General features: G+C 59.3%; 20 protein-coding genes and 3 pseudogenes. 12 read left to right on the top strand and 11 right to left on the bottom strand.

What is annotated here, in order from left to right; translation table 11 throughout:
- Positions 1-324: 324 nt before the first annotated feature.
- Positions 325-540 (bottom strand): hypothetical protein, encoded by a 216-nt coding sequence (locus tag ACPYOI_RS14690; protein WP_481416462.1) that lies wholly within the window; start codon positions 538-540, stop codon positions 325-327.
- Between the two features lie 269 nt (positions 541-809).
- Here ACPYOI_RS14690 and ACPYOI_RS14685 point away from each other — a divergent pair, with 269 nt between their 5' ends.
- Positions 810-1,526, top strand: coding sequence for a winged helix-turn-helix transcriptional regulator (locus ACPYOI_RS14685; RefSeq protein WP_481422985.1), 717 nt, complete (start codon positions 810-812; stop codon positions 1,524-1,526).
- A 120-nt stretch (positions 1,527-1,646) separates the two neighbouring features.
- Positions 1,647-2,885 (top strand): aminotransferase class I/II-fold pyridoxal phosphate-dependent enzyme, encoded by a 1,239-nt coding sequence (locus ACPYOI_RS14680; RefSeq protein ID WP_481422984.1) that lies wholly within the window; start codon positions 1,647-1,649, stop codon positions 2,883-2,885.
- A gap of 43 nt (positions 2,886-2,928) precedes the next feature.
- Here ACPYOI_RS14680 and ACPYOI_RS14675 read toward each other — a convergent pair whose 3' ends face one another.
- Positions 2,929-3,285 (bottom strand): response regulator, encoded by a 357-nt coding sequence (locus ACPYOI_RS14675; protein WP_481416466.1) that lies wholly within the window; start codon positions 3,283-3,285, stop codon positions 2,929-2,931.
- Positions 3,286-3,311: 26 nt separating this feature from the next.
- Positions 3,312-4,787 (bottom strand): DUF7125 family protein, encoded by a 1,476-nt coding sequence (locus ACPYOI_RS14670; protein ID WP_481422983.1) that lies wholly within the window; start codon positions 4,785-4,787, stop codon positions 3,312-3,314.
- A 123-nt stretch (positions 4,788-4,910) separates the two neighbouring features.
- Here ACPYOI_RS14670 and ACPYOI_RS14665 point away from each other — a divergent pair, with 123 nt between their 5' ends.
- The 4 genes and pseudogenes from ACPYOI_RS14665 to ACPYOI_RS14650 all read left to right on the top strand — a co-directional run.
- Positions 4,911-5,990 (top strand): PAS domain S-box protein, encoded by a 1,080-nt coding sequence (locus ACPYOI_RS14665; RefSeq protein ID WP_481416468.1) that lies wholly within the window; start codon positions 4,911-4,913, stop codon positions 5,988-5,990.
- A gap of 234 nt (positions 5,991-6,224) precedes the next feature.
- Positions 6,225-6,434 carry a cold-shock protein gene (locus ACPYOI_RS14660; protein WP_481416469.1) on the top strand — a complete coding sequence of 70 codons (210 nt, stop codon included), beginning with the start codon at positions 6,225-6,227 and terminating at the stop codon, positions 6,432-6,434.
- A gap of 247 nt (positions 6,435-6,681) precedes the next feature.
- Complete coding sequence (locus tag ACPYOI_RS14655) at positions 6,682-6,996, top strand: hypothetical protein (RefSeq protein WP_168833165.1); 315 nt, start codon at positions 6,682-6,684, stop codon at positions 6,994-6,996.
- Positions 6,997-7,061: 65 nt separating this feature from the next.
- A pseudogene (locus ACPYOI_RS14650) lies at positions 7,062-7,346 on the top strand (YkgJ family cysteine cluster protein); the annotation flags it as partial.
- 32 nt (positions 7,347-7,378) lie between these two features.
- On the opposite strand, the pseudogene ACPYOI_RS14645 reads toward ACPYOI_RS14650, so the two are convergent.
- The 3 genes and pseudogenes from ACPYOI_RS14645 to ACPYOI_RS14635 all read right to left on the bottom strand — a co-directional run bounded on the left by ACPYOI_RS14645 (position 7,379) and on the right by ACPYOI_RS14635 (position 8,998).
- Positions 7,379-8,415: pseudogene (locus ACPYOI_RS14645) on the bottom strand (site-specific integrase).
- Positions 8,403-8,663: a DUF982 domain-containing protein gene (locus tag ACPYOI_RS14640; RefSeq protein WP_481416470.1), complete on the bottom strand. Its 261-nt coding sequence runs from the start codon at positions 8,661-8,663 to the stop codon at positions 8,403-8,405. Before ACPYOI_RS14640 ends, ACPYOI_RS14645 begins: the two are co-directional and overlap by 13 nt.
- Positions 8,664-8,746: 83 nt before the next feature.
- Positions 8,747-8,998, bottom strand: a complete 252-nt coding sequence (locus ACPYOI_RS14635; RefSeq protein WP_481416519.1) for a DUF982 domain-containing protein — start codon at positions 8,996-8,998, stop codon at positions 8,747-8,749.
- A 274-nt stretch (positions 8,999-9,272) separates the two neighbouring features.
- Here ACPYOI_RS14635 and ACPYOI_RS14630 point away from each other — a divergent pair, with 274 nt between their 5' ends.
- The 3 genes from ACPYOI_RS14630 to ACPYOI_RS14620 all read left to right on the top strand — a co-directional run bounded on the left by ACPYOI_RS14630 (position 9,273) and on the right by ACPYOI_RS14620 (position 10,720).
- Positions 9,273-9,476 carry a response regulator transcription factor gene (locus ACPYOI_RS14630; protein WP_281408129.1) on the top strand — a complete coding sequence of 68 codons (204 nt, stop codon included), beginning with the start codon at positions 9,273-9,275 and terminating at the stop codon, positions 9,474-9,476.
- A gap of 509 nt (positions 9,477-9,985) precedes the next feature.
- Complete coding sequence (locus tag ACPYOI_RS14625; RefSeq protein ID WP_481416471.1) at positions 9,986-10,237, top strand: hypothetical protein; 252 nt, start codon at positions 9,986-9,988, stop codon at positions 10,235-10,237.
- Between the two features lie 171 nt (positions 10,238-10,408).
- Positions 10,409-10,720, top strand: a complete 312-nt coding sequence (locus ACPYOI_RS14620; RefSeq protein ID WP_481422982.1) for a hypothetical protein — start codon at positions 10,409-10,411, stop codon at positions 10,718-10,720.
- 545 nt (positions 10,721-11,265) lie between these two features.
- Here ACPYOI_RS14620 and ACPYOI_RS14615 read toward each other — a convergent pair.
- On the bottom strand, positions 11,266-11,484 hold the full coding sequence (locus tag ACPYOI_RS14615) for a hypothetical protein (RefSeq protein ID WP_481422981.1): 219 nt from the start codon (positions 11,482-11,484) through the stop codon (positions 11,266-11,268).
- A 678-nt stretch (positions 11,485-12,162) separates the two neighbouring features.
- Between ACPYOI_RS14615 and ACPYOI_RS14610 the strand changes: the two genes are divergently transcribed.
- Both ACPYOI_RS14610 and ACPYOI_RS14605 read left to right on the top strand, forming a co-directional pair.
- The gene (locus ACPYOI_RS14610; protein WP_481422980.1) at positions 12,163-12,414 is read left to right on the top strand and encodes a glycosyl hydrolase 108 family protein; all 252 of its coding nucleotides are present in this window, start codon (positions 12,163-12,165) and stop codon (positions 12,412-12,414) included.
- 949 nt (positions 12,415-13,363) lie between these two features.
- Positions 13,364-13,465, top strand: a pseudogene (locus tag ACPYOI_RS14605) (transposase); the annotation flags it as partial.
- A gap of 539 nt (positions 13,466-14,004) precedes the next feature.
- Here the strand turns inward: ACPYOI_RS14605 and ACPYOI_RS14600 are convergent.
- The 4 genes from ACPYOI_RS14600 to ACPYOI_RS14585 form a co-directional block, all read right to left on the bottom strand.
- A complete protein-coding gene (locus ACPYOI_RS14600) occupies positions 14,005-15,030 on the bottom strand; it encodes an extracellular solute-binding protein (protein ID WP_481416520.1) in 1,026 nt (341 codons plus the stop codon).
- Positions 15,031-15,096: 66 nt separating this feature from the next.
- Positions 15,097-15,882, bottom strand: a complete 786-nt coding sequence (locus ACPYOI_RS14595) for an ABC transporter permease (protein WP_481422992.1) — start codon at positions 15,880-15,882, stop codon at positions 15,097-15,099.
- 34 nt (positions 15,883-15,916) lie between these two features.
- Complete coding sequence (locus ACPYOI_RS14590; protein WP_481422991.1) at positions 15,917-16,816, bottom strand: ABC transporter permease; 900 nt, start codon at positions 16,814-16,816, stop codon at positions 15,917-15,919.
- Between the two features lie 8 nt (positions 16,817-16,824).
- A complete protein-coding gene (locus ACPYOI_RS14585; RefSeq protein WP_481416475.1) occupies positions 16,825-17,922 on the bottom strand; it encodes an ABC transporter ATP-binding protein in 1,098 nt (365 codons plus the stop codon).
- A gap of 212 nt (positions 17,923-18,134) precedes the next feature.
- Here ACPYOI_RS14585 and ACPYOI_RS14580 point away from each other — a divergent pair, with 212 nt between their 5' ends.
- On the top strand, positions 18,135-18,845 hold the full coding sequence (locus tag ACPYOI_RS14580) for a GntR family transcriptional regulator (protein WP_481416476.1): 711 nt from the start codon (positions 18,135-18,137) through the stop codon (positions 18,843-18,845).
- The last annotated feature ends 20 nt before the right edge of the window (positions 18,846-18,865 follow it).

Raw genomic sequence — 18,865 nt, 5'->3', positions numbered from 1 at the left:
CCCAGGCTATCAATCAAGTCCCAAAACGCCGAGTTATGCACATTTCTATGCTCGCTCACCGAAACGCTGCCACCGATTTTGCCCCACGTACTCGCTGATGCAAGGAGCGGGGGAGGGGAGGGGACGGACCAAGCCGCGCCCGGGCGGTGGGCGCCCCGGCGCGCGTCTGCCAACCGGGTTTGAATATTCCGTGATCGGTTTAGCGGCGGCTCGCGTGTCGTCAGCGATAGTCTCGCGGTCGTGCGGCTTCGCTTTCGCCTCCCACGGTAAGTGATGCCGGTACCTCTTTTACATGCTCCCTGCCGCGACGTCGGGGAGGGCTGATCAGCCGTCATGACCGAGATGATGAAAGACGCGTAGCCAGAACGAATAGTCCGAGCTTCGCCCGTTGCCGCGCGCATGAATCGCGCACCACGCGACTGCGGTTTTGGCGTTATGTCCATAGACCAGGCGGGCAGCACCAGCCGCCGCGTCCACAGAAATGCCTTCAGACTCCGCAGCGTCCAGCCGGCCGGCCAGCGCATCAATCGGATTTTGCATCGACGATGTCCTGTCACCGTCAGCGCGAGTTGATCATGATTGGATGCCGGACGTTGAAACCGCAATGGGCCACGATCACGTGCCGTCCTCTGGCAGCCTCTCAGGCTCGTCGTCCTTCGATGCAGGCTAATTTTATTATGTTACAACAAAAAATGCAGCGCAAGCCTTCATAAATCCCGTATAACGTGTTTTAATGCACCTATATGGAGGAATTGCTGGCCGTAAGTTGTTGCTGTCGGCCCGCACACGCTAACCGTTGTGACAGCAAAATGTCTTTTCAAGCCAAGATTCCCACGAGTCTCATACAGACCGGCATTGCAATCCTCTCGGAAGATGCCGACTACTACCTGATGCTCTCGCACGTGCTCGCCACCGACGGTTATCCCGCGCTTCTCGCCGACGGCGTCGAGGCTGCGATCGCCTTGATCGCCGAAGGGAAAGTCGCTGCAGTGCTCGTCGATTGCCAGCCGGGATCGGCTGTTCTTTCCGAGCTTTCCTCGCGCGTCAGACAGGAGAGCCTCCCAGGCAATGTGCCCATCATTGCGCTGGTGGCAGGCGGCGTGCCCTTTATCGACGTGTTGAAATCGGGCGCCGATGAAAACTTCATCCGACCCCTGAAACCCTCAAGGCTTCTCTCCTACCTTCATTCGCGGCTGGGGGAGGGGACTGGGGCGGACCCTTTGTCCACACCACCGCCGCATCCCGGCCTTCGGCTTGACCCCGACACACGCCAGGCTTTCGCAGATGGCAGCCCGGTCGGCCTCAGCCCCATTGAGTTCCGCATCCTGTCGGCCTTGATGACGACGCCGGGGCGGGTTTTTGCAAGGCTCGATCTTATCGAGGCTGTCTGGCCGGCCGGCAATTTCGTCGATCCGCGCACGGTCGACGTACATGTGGCGCGTCTTCGCCGGTCGCTGCAGAGGGCCCTTGGGCGCGACATCATCCGGACGGTTCGCGGCGAGGGCTATGCCGTCAAGACGACGTAACACCGTCACATTCGCGTGGCGGCCGTCACGCAATCTTATCGAAATCTTCGTCCAGGCTTCGTTGTATGAAGTGGTCACTCCTCCTTACGCTTGAACCGTTTGGTGCGGGAGGAGGATCCCATGCAGAATGAGAAGCAGCGTGACGAACGGCCTTCGCGATATCGCAATACGGCAGCCCTCATCCAGACGTCGGCGCCGCATTTCGCCGCCGCCCATCTCAACGGTCTGATGGCACTTTATGTCAGGCCGCTGAAAGGACGGCGGGTCGAGATCGGCGTGCCCAACGGCAAGTCGCGGGAGGTGACCGATTTCGTGCGCTGTTCCTATCTCGGCCTCGACAATCATACGGCGATCACCACCGGTGCTGCGGCGCTGGTCATGCATTATGGCGCGCTTCACTGGTCCTGCGCGCGAACCAAGTTGAACTTTGCAGCCCTTGGCGAACTGGAGGAGGCGCTCTCAGACCTCTTTGATGCGCGCGTGATCACCTATTCGACCGTGCTCGCCGCCAATATGAGCGCCTTGCCACTGATTGCTTCGGGGGCGCTGACGGAGGGTGTGAAGCCGGTCATGGTCTTCGACCGCCTGGCGCACGCAACGCTTGCCTATCACAAGCCGGTCGTCGCCGAGGAAGCCGATGTGCGCACCATATCTCACAACAACCTTGCGGATCTGGAGGAGATCTGCCAGGCGCATCCCTGTGTCGCCTTCATTTGCGACGGCGTTTATTCCATGGGCGGAAGCGCTCCGGTGGCCGCACTCCTCGAATTGCAACGGCGCTATGGTCTGTTCCTCTACATCGATGATGCGCATGGCATCTCGATCTTCGGCGAGAAGGGCGCAGGCTATGCCCGCTCGCAGATACCGCATGGGCTCGGTGACCGCACGATCATCGCAGCCTCCCTCGGTAAAGGCTTCGGCGCATCCGGTGGCATGCTGATGCTCGGCACAAGCGAGCACGAGGAGATCTTTCGCCGTTTCGCGCTCGCCCATGCGTTTTCGGCTTCGATCAATGTTGCTGCAATCGGAGCGGCGGCGGCCTCAGAAAGGCTCCATCGCACGGAAGAACTCGGGCTGCGGCAGCGGAGACTTGCTGCAAACATTGCGCTTTTCGATGAACTGGTGCCGACGGCCCAGGCGGGATCGCCGCTGCCGATCCGGATGGTCGTCATTGGCGAAGAGCTGGCGGCAATCGGCGCGGCAAGGCTCGTCCTCGATGCCGGAAGTTATGTCTCGGCGATTTTCTTCCCAACTGTGGCCTCCGGTCGAGCCGGCTTGCGAATTTGCCCGACCGCCGATCACACCGCGGATGAGATTCGCGCGCTTGCAGCAGCAGTTAACGGCGCGTTGGAGCGGTAGGGAGCCGGCGAGGGATCTGGTCGACGGGGCCAACGATCCGCCATCAAGACAGGAGGCGGGATACGGTCTCGATCAGCTTCTCTTCATTGTAGGGTTTGTCCAGTACGGCATCGAAGACGTTTGGATGAGCTCGGCCGATACCGCCCTGCGCGCCGGTGACCAAAACGATAGGGATGTGGGCGAGGTCTTTATCTTCCCTCATCGTCTTTGCGAGCTCAAGGCCCGTCATCAGCGGCATCATAAAATCCGTTACCACAAGCGCTGGGTTCTTTTCACGCACCAGAGCAAGGGCTGCCCTTCCATGAGGAGCCGACGCTACTTCGTAACCGGCATCCTCCAGCATCATGACGAGCACGTCGGCAATCAGGAATTCATCCTCGGCGATCACGATCAGCGGCATCCAGCTCCTGCTTCCTCTTCAAAATGCTAGAGTCCGACCGGTTTTGCCAATCCCGTCGTCGCGCCGGAGACAGGCTCCAGCGGCGGTCCAACCAACAGTCCTTTCGACCCGAAGCCGATTTCGCGGATCACCGGTTCGTAAGCTCTATCTCTCACCTTGAGCACCGAAATGGTCCGTACGAAGCGAGAGCTGATCTCTACATGGCGCAGCATCACCAGATTATCCAGGAGGCTGGAGATTTCCGATCCCGGCGCCATGACGCTCGGGCCAAAAAGCTCGCGCAATTCCCAAGTCGCAATAGCCGTAACGCCAAGCGCCCGTAGTTCGTTCGTAAGCGCCGCAAAAAATTCCACCAGGCGCGGCGGGTAGATTGCGGCGCGTTCGAAACCACCCAGTCCGTCGATCAGCAAACGCTTGGTACGCTGTGCCCTTACTTCGTCGAGTAGCCGATGCCCGAGCTTGTCGAGAAGGTTTTCAGTCATCGGATTCCAGATGACCTTCAAGGTGCCCGCTTTCACCGGCTTATCCAGATCCAGCCCAAGCGCGCGGGCCTTGCTCATCAGCCGTTCAGGGGTTTCGTAGAAGCCGAAATGCAGCGCCGGCTCTTCCTCGCTGGCGCGCGCCAGGAAATTCAGACCAAGTGAAGTCTTGCCGCAGCCGGAGGGACCAAAAACGAGCGTAACAGAACCGTCCTGCAGACCGCCGCCCACCATTGCGTCCATGCCTTCAGTTCCCGAAGTCAGCACCTCAGACGCAGCCTGATCGGGAACGCTTGATGTTGCGAGTGCTGCTTCAAGCCGCGGATAGACAACGATCCCAGCTGAAGTGATCTCGAACTGATGATGACCGCCTAAAGCGGCACTTCCTCTGGATTTCCTGACTTGCAGCCGTCTTACGGAGCGCACCCCGACCAGCTCATTATGTAGGTCTATGACCCCATCCACCATCGTATGCTCAGGGCTATCTTCGGCAACGCGTGTACTGGTCAAGAAAAGGACGGAGCAGCCAACGAACGCCGCCTGACTTTGCACCTCGGCAACGAAAGTCTTGACGTCGATATCTGTGTCTGCACGATCGTGTGCGTTCAGCAGGCCGTCAAAGACCAAAAGGGTTGCCCCCTGTCGCGCGATCTCCTCCCGGATCAGCTTTACTACGGCCGACAGACCCTCGTCCCTTAGCGTCTGAAAGACGCTGACGTAGGACACCTTCGTGCCGAGTTTTTCCCGGTCAAAAAAATCGAGGGTTCCGAGAGCCTGAAAAAGACGCTCATGGGTTTCTGCCAACAGGGTCACATAGAGAACCGACCTGCCGCTGGAAATGCTCGCGAACGCGACCTGATTGGCAAAGATCGTCTTGCCTGCGCCTGGATGGCCCTGCACGATGTATGAGGCGCCCTCGACCAATCCTCCTTTGAGGATCGTGTCCAGGCCTGCGATTCCCGTCGTCAGTCGTGGAAGTGTTTGTGTCAAAGAGGCCGTCCCGTCTCGCTGTGTTAGCCGCACCGTAGGATCGTCACGCGAATTTGCAACCGTTTATCGCCTTAGGGGTTTCTTCATCGAGAATAGGCGTTATGGTCTTCAGACTACTCTTGCGTCAAAATTGCAGTCCCTGAGGGAATGGACCGTATGCCAGCTCTCGACGACCAGCCGCATTTACCAGACTTCGAAGGCAGGTTTCTCGAACTCGAGGAAACCGTAAAAGCTGCACGTCCCGGCCATGACGCGGCAGCTTTCCTCGCTGCCATCGTCGAGTCATCTGAAGATGCCATTATCAGCAAGAGCCTCACCGGCACCATTACCACCTGGAACAAAGCGGCCGAAAGGCTCTTTGGCTATAACGTCGGCGAGGCCGTCGGTCAGCCTGTAACGATGCTCATCCCCGAGGATCGGCTCGACGAAGAGCCCGGCATCCTGGCGCGGATTCGCGCCGGCGAGCGGATCCAACATTTTGAGACGATCCGCCGGCGGAAGGACGGAACACTGATCGACGTCTCTCTGACAATTTCCCCGATCAGAGATCGCAAAGGTAGAATCATCGGTGCATCCAAGATCGCGCGCGACATCTCGGAGCGAAGGCGTGCCGCAGAGCATCAGGATCTGTTGCTGCGGGAAATGCACCACCGCGTGAAAAACCTGTTCGCCATCACGAGTAGCATCATCACGCTGGCGGCGCGCAATGCCAGTTCGGCCGCCGCGCTGGCAGCAGACATGAAGGACCGGCTGGTGGCCCTTTCGCGTGCTCATGAGATGACCCTGCCGAGCTTCACCGGTGACGATGCGTTTCGCGAGAGGCCTGCGACGTTGTTTCAACTGTTGTCGAGTATCCTGAAGCCGTTCGCGGAAGAAGATGGCAGCCGATGGACGCTAACGGGTGAAGACATTGAGGTTCCGAAAGAGCACGTCACCAACTTAGCTCTCCTTTTCCACGAGCTCGCGACCAACGCTGCCAAGTACGGAGCGCTGTCGGTACCGGGGGGCAGGCTGGAGATTCAGGCTGTTTCGGAAGCTGAGACGTTCCATCTGCTCTGGAAGGAGATCAACGGGCCTGACCAGCCCGCTGCTCCAGGTCACCAGACGGGTTTCGGAACCAGACTAGAGGCAATGGTTACGCGCACTCTGCAGGGCGAGATCATACGGGAATTGCGGCCGGAGGGCCTCCGCCTCTCCCTGAAGGCTCCTGCAGGGTTTCTGACGAACCCTCAATAGTCGGTCCAAGAGCCCAAAGCTTCTACGCAGGGTCGCAGCCACACTAATACCACCAAAATGTAAGGTTGACCCCAGTGAGCCCGTGGCCTACTAAGCACTGTCGATACTTTGTTTGCCGATCTTTGCTTTTGCGAGCGCCTCGCGCCTCTTGATCATCTTTCCCTCTCAAAAGTCGAAACAACCGCCGTGCGTCGCCCGGCGGGCAGATCAATCTTTGCTATGAAAGGGTTCGTTATGACCACTGGCACAGTTAAATGGTTCAATGCCACCAAGGGCTTCGGCTTCATTCAGCCTGACGACGGCAGCGCCGACGTTTTCGTTCACATCTCCGCCGTCGAGCGCGCCGGCATGAGCTCGATCGTTGAAGGCCAGAAGCTCGGCTTCCAGCTGGAGCAGGATCGCAAATCCGGCAAGATGTCTGCAGGCCAGCTTCAGGCCGCTTAAATTTCAAGCCTTCCATGACCACGGATGTCCTGGCATGGCGGGTAAAGCATTGAAGGCCAGGCTGACGTCTGGCCTTTTCCGTCTGAACTTTGTGGCCGATGAGTCCTAGCAGACGGGCGATCGTTACCTGCGCCACGAAGACGCGTTCCGGTCCAGGTTGGTTCCATATCTGGAAAACCGCTGCATAAGACCGGATAGCCCTTGTCGCGGACATCGGCCGCGAGCGTTTCCCATAAGAGGTACTGAGATGAACAGCACCACCATAGCCGCACCGACGGCCGAGTTGACGCCAACCCAAATAAGGGGGTTGAAACTTGCGAAGGACGGCGACCTTTATCCTCAAGATGCAAAAAGGTGGACGCATCTCAATGCCACCGTCACCTATGCAAGGTCTGACCGCTTCAAGGAGCGCCCGATCAAGGTAAAGTTCATAACGGCCGCCACTTTGGAGCAGCTCCGAGAGCAGGGGTTGGTGCGCGGCCTTAATCCCGACGTCAGCACCGCGGATTCCGCGCACGCGATAACGATGGCGGGAAAGATGTGGCTGTTGAAGCACAAGTAACACGGCCATCCGGTAGCGGGCATGATGACCGGCCTCGGGATGTCGCGCCTCTCGAGTTCGGATCAGTCGACCTCGACTGTCAGACATGCGGCGCGTGCTGCTCGTATTCGTCGGATTGGCCAAGATTTACCACGGAAACCGACGAAGCCCTCGAAAGGGTTCCGGCGCATTTCGTCGCCGCAGATCAACGAGGCATGCGCTGCGACGGCTCGCGCTGTTCAGCGCTGCTGGGCCGCGTCGGCGCACAGACATCTTGCCTCGTCTATGAAGTTCGACCCCACGTGTGCCGCGCATGCGTTCCCGGCGATCATGCTTGCATCACAGCGCGAAACGCGTTTGGACTGTCCTAGACGGAGAGTTGCGCAACTCGCTCGTCGACGGCTCACAGGATCCGCGCCTCGCGTCCGCTCCGTCTCTCTACATTGTTATAATAGCTTGAGACTTGTTGCACCGACCGATGGCGCGATTGATCCATGGCCTCAAGCAAGGAAAAGTTTCGAATGGCAGCCTCGGTAGGTAGGCAGACTGTAGACCGTGGGTCGAATAGTCTATGGGATCCAATCCGCCATCGCTGCCCTTTGTTTGACGATTGCGTTGATGGCCTGCGGCTCGATGACCCGCCGCGAGACGGTGTTTCCATTGGTCGATTGCCCGAAACACGATGCCTTTCTCGATCTTCGCCGCCTGCAGCCAGCCGTTCAAGGCATCCAGGGGGCACCGATCAGGTAGACGACCTCGTCGCGATTGCCCTCGCTGGCCTTATTGCGGCCGAGATAGATCGAGATCGAAGGCAGCGTCGTGCCGTCCCGGCTCCTCGGCCGTAATCTATTCACGCCGGAGAGACGCGATTTCGATGCGGCGCCGGCCACCGGATCCGAAGGCGATCATCAGGATTGTCGGGTTGCGTAGGTCACGCAAGCTGCCGGTGCGGCAAGGTTGCGAAGAAACGGGCCAAGACGTCGGCTGTTAGCGCTTTCTTGCTGCTGCGCTGACGGGGTCGGCCGCTGGCCCGAACCGCCAGCCGGATCGCGGACTTCAGGGCAGGGCAGGGGAAGGCACCGTCCAGGCGGCGCCATTTGGTCAGCGTCGCAGAGTGCGCCCAGCCGCCGCCTGACCGTCGATGCCGCATGCTGCCCTATGGTGCTCAGGAACCGCGGGCACGCAGCGTCTGTTCCACCGCATCTGGCATGCCGTGGTCGGCATCGATCTCGTGCAGCCCCGGGCGCCAGCGATGGTGGGCCGCCAGTCGCGGCCACCGAGCATGCCTGCAGGTAGGCAAGGTCCGAGGTCAGCGCCCGGATGGAGTTTGGCGCCCATGCCCTCGTTGATCAGACGGCGCAGCGTTTCGACGTCGCTGTCGGTCAACAGCTCGGCGAGCTCCTCCCGGCGCTCGCCTGATGGACCGCTCACAAAGCCAATGAGATTTCTATCGGAACGTTTGCCTCCCGGGCAGCCCCAATGAACGCCTCCCGCGCCTGGTCTGGCGTCGCTATTCCGGCTGCAACATCGGCACAAATTTGAATAGCGTTAGTATAGGCGTTGCCTTCTTTTTGAGGCCATGAGCTCGTAAGGATGTCCACTGCATCTTTGGTCGTGTTGACTGACAGGATCTCGCCAGTTTTGTTGCAGATTACCAAAATGGGTGTGATCCACCGCCTGTTAGTCATGGCCCGAGCCCCCTCAACAGCAGCGATTACGTTACGCACGTACAGCAGGTTCGCAACATCCAAAAATTCGAGGCGCACACGTTTCAGCGCGTAGCGATATGAGCTTCCTGGACCGCCTCCAGAAAGGCAAGGCGGGCTTGAAACGGAGAGAACAATCCTTCACCGGCCCCAGAGCACATCTGAAGTGCACGAAAGAAGGCCGTTCCGCTGGTGGTAGGCCATTCTGTGGTCAAAAGATCGAAGGCTTGCGCGGCGTTGCCGACCATCTTCCATCTGCGGTTTGCTGTCCAATGCAGCAAAACAGCCGATCCCCACGTGTTCTCGGGGATTGTCATTGTACGGGCTTTCTGGTCCGCGTCGTGCAGACAAGTACTTAACTGGGCTGAATGAAGGAACTTCAATAGCGTCCGCAAATTAGATTTGGCTTATGCAGTCGCGCCTATCAACGCCATTCGAGCCGCGAGCATGCTGCTCAGCCGTCGAGCCGGAAGGCGAGGAAAGAGGAAAGTCGCGGCTTGTGAGAAAATAACAGCGATGCATTCAATATTAGCTGTGAGCGATCTTATATCTAGTCGGAAGAGTGCAGCGTGCAGTTGGAAGAGTCCGAGTTTGAGCGAGTTACATATTACAAAGCGGGAGAGGGAAATCCTCACTCTGATGTGCGACGGCAAGAGCGCACAAGAGATTGCTATGATCCTTGGGTGCTCGGTGCATACCGTTCGAACGCACATCGAATCTCTCAAGGATACCTTCTCCGTCTATAAGGACACGGCGCTCGTGGCGGCAGCTATTCGCAAGGGCGTGATTGAATGACCGCTCCGAGCGAGCATCTCGAAAGCCCAGGCGATCTTCGCGGAATATGGCACTGAAGTCCGTGCCTGCGACCGTGATGCCGGCCAAGTTCTGCGCGTCAGTGTCACGAATGCCTCCTTTTGTTGTGGGCGGCACGGCTCCGCTGGGGACCCAGGCTGCCAGAACCGATCTACTTAGTTGCCGCTGAATACGCCCCCTAAGGCGTGGCGGCATCTGCTACCCAATAGGGGAATTTTCTGCGGAACTTGTTATCAACACAATGCGCCTCTAGATGATGGTCATCGGCATTGCTGATTGAGCGCTGGCATGCATCTGTCGCTCGCAAGGCCGCAGTCGCTTTCTGCTTTTGACCACGGATGTACTGGCACTGGTTTGAGATGCGATGTGAGGAAGATCGGTGCGATTTCGCTCCGGCCTTTTTTGTTTTCTGATCGTCAAAAGCAAAGGGCCGCAAAAAGGTTCGCAAATTGTACTGATCGCCCTACATCCTTCTAAGCAAGGAGAGCGATATGACCTGTCTCATGCATTTTGCAGCTAGCTCGAATGGTGATCGCTGGTTTTTAGGTACTGACGATGTCACCAAGGAGGATTTCGTCCTCCACCGCGGTAACCCCTCCTCCGGAGGGCATGAGACGATATCTGCTGTTGAGGTGTTTCTGAATACGCGCCCCTTCGGTCCAGAGCGCGACGCTTTACTTGCGATGCTTGCAATGCGCGATGATCATAACGCGCCAGACTCTCCTGCACCGTCGGAGCGGTGAGGTTGAGGAATCGCCCACGCTAACCACGGCACCAGCCCGTCCGGGAACACCGTGGCCGAAATCGGCCTCGCTCTTCCAAGAATGGCGATCAGCCAACCAACGATCATGATGAAACCCGGTTGAGGCGGGTCACGTTGCAATCCTCACGGAGGATTCGCCATGCGTGTGCATTTGGGCGTCATCTATGTTGCGCTCCTCGCCGGAAGCGCATCGGCTCAAACGCTGAACACAGATGATTTCGTCTTCGCCAACCAAGCAGCGCAGGTCATCGGCGGTGCTGATGCCTGCGGTTACAAGCTTGATGATGAGAAGCTTACCGCGTTCATGGCCAAGATAGCCGACCTCGACGCAACATCGAGAATGCAGTTCACCAATGCCCAAGGCATGCAGGCGCGGGTGATCAATTCGATGATTGAAAAAGAGAAGAAGGCCCAGTGCGCGCTTCAGGCCAAGATGGCCCAAGAGTATGGCATCAGCCGCTGACTATCGAGGCGACACAATACCGGCAACGCTTCGGCGCAGCCAGGCTCGTTACTGACAGCCCGTGTGGCGGGTTTTTCTTTTGGAGATGTGAATGCATATCGTCGAGCTGCTGATATACATGCTCGCCGCCCACGGGCGGCCTGCAAGGTGGCATATGCGGTGATGATTTTCGCAGAGCTGAGCTGAGGCGGTGCTCTCAGTAATACGAAATCACTTCGCAAGCCTTGCGATGCAGAGCCTCCGAGGTTGCGCGGAGTAAGGAGATCGGCAGATGTCTCAATGCGTGCTCTCAGATGAGAGCAGAGATTGCAACATCAGCGTCTACGCTTCAACCATTCAAGCTGCCGAGCCGCTCAAGGTGCGCTTGCTCGCGCGTTGGAAGGCCAGGACACCTCCATACCGCTTCGGCCTCACAGGTGCCCTTCCTTTTTAGGTTGATGCGGCTTCCGTCTACCATTTCATTCATCTCATCCCCCAAGGTTAAGCCATGCCAGTGCTCAAGACGCAGGGCCTGACATCGACGTCGATCGCGAAGCTGTAGAAAATCAACTATTCAGCTGAGGCAGTGGGCGCATCTCGTCCGCCTTGGCCCTGGCTTCATCGACGTTCTCAGCAGGGAACATCGTAACGAAGTAGTTGTCACCGGGTTGAATTTGCTCCTGCATGTGCTTCTCAAGCGCCTCGGCGTCAGCGCTATTGTCAAAGACATCGTGCAGACGGTTTCGCGTCTCGTCGGTATGAATGGCATAAACGTAAAATCTCATCAGAGCCTCCCTTGCTTGAGAGTGAAATAGGGCGCCGTGACAAGTTTTCAGAATCCTTGGGAGGCGGGGGGGAACTCCGCAGCTGGCGATTAAAACATTCGTTGCCGCGTGGCCGGAGATAACCTGGCCGTGACGGGGAGAGACCCAGCATCGGGTCTGGGCCTTGCCGGGTCTCCTTTTGCTGCAGGAGGACGTGCGACCCGAGGACGTAGATTGGGATCTGCTGATTCGACCATCGAAATGAACCGGTAAGGTGATAACCGCCGTTTAAGATCCACTGGGCACCTTTCGAACCGAGACGATTAGCGGAGTGTGAAGCTGCGCCAGTTTGATAGTCGCGCCTTCGCAAGCACTGTCCGCGCTTCGCGACCGACGAGCAGCATAGTGAAAATCAAAGCAAGCGTGAAGAAATCCCAGAACATTCGCGCACCTCGAAAAATTAGGAAAGAGCGGGCCGCAGCTTAACCACTCACCCCTTGCGGACGCTCTCTAACGTCCGTGAGGTGCTCAAGACCTACTATCTATATCAGGCGGCAATCTGCCCCGTTATCGCAAGATATCAGGATGAGCAGGCACCCTTCGCGACCGCCTTTCGCTTAACCCAACACAATCTGGAGCTCAACAATTCAGGTCATCGACTCTGCAAAAGAATTCGCACGTTCTCTCGCCAAGGTGCTGGTGAACGAAGGCGGTTACTCCAACAATCCGCAGAACCCCGGCGGCGCAACGATGAACGGCGTGACGCAGCGGGCCTATGACGAATACCCTCGATACCTGCTTCATGCTTGGGTGGCGCATTCCAAGCCGGCGCCGTTCGACGAATGGCAGGGGACGATCCCTTTCGTTCTTTGGTGCGCATGTGCGCGACAGAGCATCACCGCCATTGCGGACGCCATTCGCCGGACTGGTTCGGCCGTCATCGGGAGATAGTCTGTACGACGAGGGCTCGACTCACGAACCGAACCCCCGCCGTCCTTCATGCCGTAGTGAACCTACGAAAGTCCTACGGCACGTGGAACCTGACGACATCATGATGAAGGGTGTCATCATGTGAACAGGAAGTTCGCCGCCCGATCACTCTTCCAACAAGTCTGGTTCGGTAATGTTCCCAAAGAAAGCCCCGCCGAAGCGGGGCAGGCTACGGAGAAAAGGTGACCACGCGGCACCAGCCGGAGGCTAGTCGGCTGGCGACTGAGGTAAGGAAGACTATCGCGCGGCCATCCCAATCAACGATCAGCATCAGGGAGCGTTCCCGTTCGATACCGTACGGACAAAAAGAACCCCGCCTGCCTGTGGAGAGTGGATGAGGGGTCAGGTCGCCAGCATTGCTGGCCGGATGCGCTTGCAAGAGAGGCAACGTGCGCAATCCATCGAATCAACGAGTCGAGCGGGCGCTGAGTTCCAGTTCGATCAAGGCATGCCGGTGTTTAGGAGGGTACGACCAAGGCTCGCGCAAAATGTTCAAAAATGACGAGCCCTTGCCGCATTGGACTTCGTAGGGGTGGAGAGATCCCATGGGCCATTAACGGCTTGAGCTTCCCAAAGTCGCGCTGCATGAGCGTGCGATTTCGAGAGCGTCGAACAGCGCGGTGAAGTGATGCCGGCGTACGAACAGGGCTCGTCTGTGTTGCAAAGAAGGCGAACCCTGTCGCAGACCACGGCACCGGCTATTTAGACCGGGAAAGGGTTGCCGCGGCCAGGCGCTGTAGGTTGCTGTAGGTTGCTGTAGGTTGCTGTGGGTTGGCGCATTAGCGTCGATAATGAGGTAGGCAGAAAAGGCTGCTCGTCAATGATGAATTGGCGCTACGTTAACAGCGAGTAGCAGCCGGAACCGGCGACGAACCACCTCATGGAACGGCTGGCCGAGAGCGACGACACCTGCAAGCTGCTGATGACGGCACCGGGCGTCGGGCCGATGGTCGCCCTGAGTTTCCGGGCCGGCGTCGACGAACCGGTACGGTTCCGCCGGTCGCGCTCCGTTCCTGTGCGCCCCGAACGGTTTTAAACAAGGCAACCCACCACGCTCTTCGATACGTCAGCCGAAAAAATAAAAAAATTCTATGCATGTGCGTGCTATAGTGGGCTTGTTAGAAAAATAACCCAAGAAGGACCTTTACGTGAAATCCAATTTTCCGAACATGACGGGCCGCCATGTGGCAACATTCCTGATTGAAACCTCGCTCATGATAACAGGACTAATCGCGATCCTTATCGTTGGGATACCCATGCTTTAGCGCGCTGACGCGAGGCCCCCTGATTCATTATCCTTGCTTCCCATCAACCCGGCTGCCTCCCCAAACAGTGGTGATAGTCCTCTACCTTCCGGCCGCTACAATCGACCAAAGCCGACGCTCATCGCTAAGATCGATATCGTGCGTGGACTGGCGGGAGGCTTTGGCGCTCGTCGTGTCGGACCCGCCCAGTTTTGCGAGCGCCTGTACCCATGAACGGCAGGACGAAGCCTCAATGGCGGTGCGCAAATGCGGCCGGCCATATGACGCCGGCCGCGCATTCTATCCTCTAGCGGATCCAGGCGTTCCAGCGCTCGAGCATCATGGCTGCGTTGGTGTTGATCCAGTCAGCATCTGGAACGACAATGTGATCGCGCAGATCTTCCTCGCTCGGTTGCGCCGCGCGCGCCGCGGGAGACATGACCGCGATCGCCTTATTGCTTGGCGGTGTGCACAGAAGCTCCTCGCAAACCCGAGCCTGCGCCTCGGGGCTATCCAGCCAGTAGGCGATGAGTTTCAAGGCATTCTCCCGGTTCGGGGCGCCCTTGATCACCGTCAGGCGGTCGCCGACCAGAAAGGATGCCTTGTTGGACCAGCCGACAGCGCGTCCTTCCTCCTTCAGCGCATTGGCACGCGTCAGCCAGATCTCGCCGATTGAGTAGTCGCCATTGCGGAAGCCTTGAACGCTCTGGTCGCCTGTCTTCCACCAGACGGAAATGTCGGCGCGGATGGTTTCGAGCTTCTTGAGCGCCCGGTCGATATCCAAGGGAAACAGCTTGTCCTTCGCTACGCCGTCCGCAAGCAATGCGGCAGCCATGACCCGCCATGGGTCGTCGAAATTGGGAAAGGCCCGCCCTCCCGGAAAGCGCTTCGTGTCCCACATGTCTGCCCAGGTCGCCGGTGCTGCGCCGGAAAAGGCGTCGGACTTGTAGACCATCAGCGTCGCTGTCGAGAAAAGTCGCGCGCCAGCGCCGATACAGGCGTCTCCAACCAGATCGGAGCGGCCCTTGAAAGTCTCGCAGAACCCGCCGAGATCTTCAGAGGTCGCCTTATGGGCATCCGAGCCCGCCTGGATCTCGCCGTCGGGGTAAAGATCCCAGGTCACGTTACCGGTCTTGACCATGGCGGTCGCCTTTGCCCGCATCTCGGCATTGGTCGCGGCGACAGAGACGACCTTGATCCCCGTCTCGGCTGTGAAAGGATCGAACCAGTATTTTCTGAGCGCGGCATCATAGGCGCCGCCCGTGGTCGCAATCACCACCTGCTCTTCGGCGGCGGCCCTTTCCGGCAACAGCACGGCAAGATTGAGAGCCATCGAGAAGGCGGCAAGAAATGTCATTGATCTATGCATGTCTTTCCTCACGTCATGAAAAATGGCCGCCTACTCCTCCCGGCGGCCTCTCAGGAGCTCGACTGATCCCATCAGCAGGAGCGAGATGGCGACCATCATGGTCGAAACTGCTGCAATCACAGGGGTCAGGTTGAAATCGATGTCTTCGAACATCTTGCGGCTGATCGTCTTGCCGCCGGTGTCCGAAATGAAGAAGGCGACCGTCGCCTCGTCGAACGAGGCAAGGAAGGCGAAGACCGCGGCCGCAGCGATTGCAGGGGCAATGACGGGAAAGACGACGCTGAGCAGCGCCCGGGTGCGCGAGGCTCCGCAACTCAGCGCCGCCAGCTCCAGTGACGGGTCGAACCGCTCCAGGGCCGCGCCGACCGTGATCACTACGTAAGGGATCGACAGCACGCTATGGGCGATCAGGAAGCCCGCGAAATTGCCCGTCAGTCCGATCGGTGAGAAGACCAGATAGAGCGCAACGCCGAAGACGACATGCGGGACGATCATCGGCGCCATTGCGAGCGCCTGGATCGCGCCCCGGCCGGGAAGCACGCCCCGCACGATCGCAAGCGACGCAAGTGTCCCGGCGGCGGTCGCGAGCGCGGTCGTCGAGAGCGCGATCTTCAGACTGAAGATCGTCGCTGCCTGCCAGTCCGGATCCGACAGATAGTCGAGATACCACTTGAGCGTCAGGCTGCTCGGCGGCAGCTGGATGTAGGCTGTTGCGTTGAGCGACATCGGGATCACGAGAAGCGTCGGCAACAGCAGGAAGAACAGGATGCTGCCGGTTCCAAGGCCGGCTGCAAGCCGACCAGCGGCGCGCAACAAAGGATGGGTCGGGCTCGAAGAGGTGACTGGAAAATCAGGCGACACTGCTCAATCCTTTGCTGATCGAAAGCGCACGGCGGAAGATGGCGACGGCCAAAAGCGTGACCAGGAGAAGCACACTCGAAAGGGCGGCCGCAAACGGCCAGTCGAGGACGACTGTGGTCTGCTGGGCGATCAGTGTCGCCATGGTCATCGCCTCCGGCCCGCCGACGAGGGCCGGGGTGATGTAGAAGCCGATCGCCAGGATGAAGCACATGACGCTTCCGGCGAACACGCCGGGAAGCGATAGCGGCAGCGTGACGCGCAGGAAGCACGTGGCCGGGCCGGCTCCAAGGCTGCGGGCCGCCCTCGCATAGTCGGGCGGGATCGAGCGCAGTGCATTGGCGATCGGAAGGATCATGAAGGGCATCAGCACATGGGTCATCGCCAGGATCACCGCGCCGTCCGTGTAGAGCAGCTTCAGCGGCGAGGAAACAAAACCGCTCTCGGTGAGGAGCACGTTGACGAGGCCGCTTCTTTGCAGGAGCACGATCCAGGCATAGGAGCGCACGAGGACCGAGGTCCAGAGCGGAATGAGGACCGCAGCGGCGATGACAAGGGCCATGCGTCCTTTCGCGCGCGCCATCGCGATCGCCACCGGATAGCCGAGAATGAGGCTGAAGACCGTCACCATCGCCGCGGCGTATATCGTGCGCACCAGGACCCCAATATAGAGCGGCGTCTCGAAGACGCGCCGGTACTGGTCGAGATTGGGCGCGCCGTCGCCGAAGCTGATGAGCACGAGCCTTGCGATCGGGTAGAGGAAGCCAAGGGCGAACAGGCAAAGCAGCGGCAGGATCAGCGCAACCGACAGGGCCGGCCCGTAGCGCCCCGCTGGCGTCACGCGGCGCGCCTTTATCCGTCGGGCGCGGGCGACCTTTCGTGGAACCGGCATGTCCATGCTCACGCTCCCGCCAGTTCGAAGACGTGCAGGTTCCGCGGATCGGCGACGACGTCCACCCGCATGCCCGCTGCAAAGGCGCCCCGGCCTGTCTCGGCCGGCATCTGGATCTGCAGAAGCGGATTGCCGTCGGTCTCGGCGCGCACCAGATGCAGGTCGAAGGCACCGGCAAAAACGCTCGCCTCGAGGGTGCCGGGAATGGAATTCCGCCCGCCCTTTCCGTGCGCCGTAAGCGCCAGCCGCTCCGGACGCATGGCAATCCTGAGACGCGTGCCCGGGCTCAGCGGCTCTTCGACGTCGGCAGCCTGCAAAACGACGGACTCACCAAGCTGAACCAGATGCGCGCCATCACGAATCCCGAGATAGACCGCCTCGGCGAAGCTCATCCGCCCGATGAAATCGGCGACGAAAGGCGTTTGCGGCCGCCCATAAAGCGCAGACGGGCTTCCGGCCTGGACGATCTGGCCGCCCGCCATGACGGCAACGCGGTCCGACATCGTCAGCGCCTCCTCCTGGTCGTGGGTCACATAGATCACGGTGGCGCCCAGCCGCTGCTGCAGCTGCTTGATCTCGAGCTGCAACGCCTCGCGCAGCTTCTTGTCGAGCGCGCCGAGCGGCTCGTCCATCAAGAGTACCGGCGGCTCGAAGACGATGGCGCGGGCAAGCGCGACACGCTGCTGCTGCCCGCCGGACAACTGATGCGGATACCGGTCCGCGAAAGTCGCGAGCTGGACCAGATCGAGAGTTTCGGCAACCCGGCGATCGCGTTCGGCCCGCGCGACCTTCCGCATCTTCAGCGGGAAGGCGACGTTCTCGGCGATCGTCATGTGCGGGAAGAGCGCATAGCGCTGGAAGACCATGCCGATATTGCGGTGGTTCGGCGCAAGTCGGGTGACATCGCGCCCGCCGATGACGATCTGGCCGGAGCTCGGCAGCTCAAAGCCGGCGATCATGGTCAGGAGTGAGGTCTTGCCTGAACCCGATGGCCCGAGGATGGAGACGAACTCGCCGGCCGCCACCTCCAGGGACACGTCCTTGACCGCGCTGAAGGCGCCATACTGCTTGCATGCGTTGATAATATGGACTGGAGCACCGATCAAATTATCTCCTCCTTGGGAATCGTTCGCATGCATCGCAGCCATCCTTTGATACGGTTGGCCAGGTGCTGCCTGTGGGCAGTGCAGGGGCAGCGCACATGCGGCGTTGCGAATGTTCACAATCTCGTTATGCTGTCACATTAAGACGTAATATTGCTGCAATGTTCATTTTGTTGCAACAAAAATTGATGCGTGTCAATGCCTGGGGAGGAAATATGAGGGAAGACACAACCGGAAGTCAGGCCGACCTGGAGGGGTACCAGGGAAGGCTTAGCGACTTCGTCTATGAAGCATTGAAGGAGCAGCTTGCGCGCGGCGCTTACAGTCCCGGCAAGAAGCTTCCAATTCGAACCGTTGCGGAAACGCTGGGCGTCGGCTCTACCCCGGCGCGCGAGGCGATCAATAGGCTGGTCTTCGAGGGTGCGCTCGTCATGTCCGGACCGAAGACGGTGATTGTGCCGCATCTCGATCTGGCCGGCCTGTATGAAGTGACCCAGATGCGGCTCGCGCTTGAGGGCCTGGCGGCCGAAAAGGGAACGGCAAACGCCACCGACGGGACTGTCCAAGTCCTTATGAGCATTCAGAAAAAGATTAATCTCTCGCTCGAGGAGAAGCGCTACCGCGATGCCCTCCACGACAACAAGGAATTCCATTTTACCATCTACCGCCTGTGCGGCATGCCGCACCTCCTGGCAACCATCGAGATCCTCTGGCTACGCGTCGGCTCGTCCTTCCACGATCTCTACCCGGAATTTGCCGAGCAGCGCTATGGTGTTCACAACCACATGGTCGCGATCGAGGGGCTGGCCGACAAGGACGCTTCCGCCGTACGGGCCGCCATCGAGAACGACATCCGGGACGGCTATCGCAGCCTGAAGAGGGCGGCACTTTCGCGCCCCGGCGGAGCGGCTACCCTGGCTGGCTGATTTTTTTGTTGCAACTTTTT

It is taken from the genome of Rhizobium sp. SVR5-2C, assembly GCF_056755115.1.
This window is presented reverse-complemented; position numbering and strand designations above follow the sequence as displayed.

Coding starts and splice junctions, on each gene's coding strand:
- ACPYOI_RS14690 (WP_481416462.1), bottom strand. CDS start 540: ATGCAAAATCCGATTGATGCGCTGGCCGGCCGGCTGGACGCTGCGGAG.
- ACPYOI_RS14685 (WP_481422985.1), top strand. CDS start 810: ATGTCTTTTCAAGCCAAGATTCCCACGAGTCTCATACAGACCGGCATT.
- ACPYOI_RS14680 (WP_481422984.1), top strand. CDS start 1,647: ATGCAGAATGAGAAGCAGCGTGACGAACGGCCTTCGCGATATCGCAAT.
- ACPYOI_RS14675 (WP_481416466.1), bottom strand. CDS start 3,285: ATGCCGCTGATCGTGATCGCCGAGGATGAATTCCTGATTGCCGACGTG.
- ACPYOI_RS14665 (WP_481416468.1), top strand. CDS start 4,911: ATGCCAGCTCTCGACGACCAGCCGCATTTACCAGACTTCGAAGGCAGG.
- ACPYOI_RS14660 (WP_481416469.1), top strand. CDS start 6,225: ATGACCACTGGCACAGTTAAATGGTTCAATGCCACCAAGGGCTTCGGC.
- ACPYOI_RS14655 (WP_168833165.1), top strand. CDS start 6,682: ATGAACAGCACCACCATAGCCGCACCGACGGCCGAGTTGACGCCAACC.
- ACPYOI_RS14640 (WP_481416470.1), bottom strand. CDS start 8,663: ATGACTAACAGGCGGTGGATCACACCCATTTTGGTAATCTGCAACAAA.
- ACPYOI_RS14635 (WP_481416519.1), bottom strand. CDS start 8,998: ATGACAATCCCCGAGAACACGTGGGGATCGGCTGTTTTGCTGCATTGG.
- ACPYOI_RS14625 (WP_481416471.1), top strand. CDS start 9,986: ATGACCTGTCTCATGCATTTTGCAGCTAGCTCGAATGGTGATCGCTGG.
- ACPYOI_RS14615 (WP_481422981.1), bottom strand. CDS start 11,484: ATGAGATTTTACGTTTATGCCATTCATACCGACGAGACGCGAAACCGT.
- ACPYOI_RS14600 (WP_481416520.1), bottom strand. CDS start 15,030: ATGGCTCTCAATCTTGCCGTGCTGTTGCCGGAAAGGGCCGCCGCCGAA.
- ACPYOI_RS14590 (WP_481422991.1), bottom strand. CDS start 16,816: ATGCCGGTTCCACGAAAGGTCGCCCGCGCCCGACGGATAAAGGCGCGC.
- ACPYOI_RS14580 (WP_481416476.1), top strand. CDS start 18,135: ATGAGGGAAGACACAACCGGAAGTCAGGCCGACCTGGAGGGGTACCAG.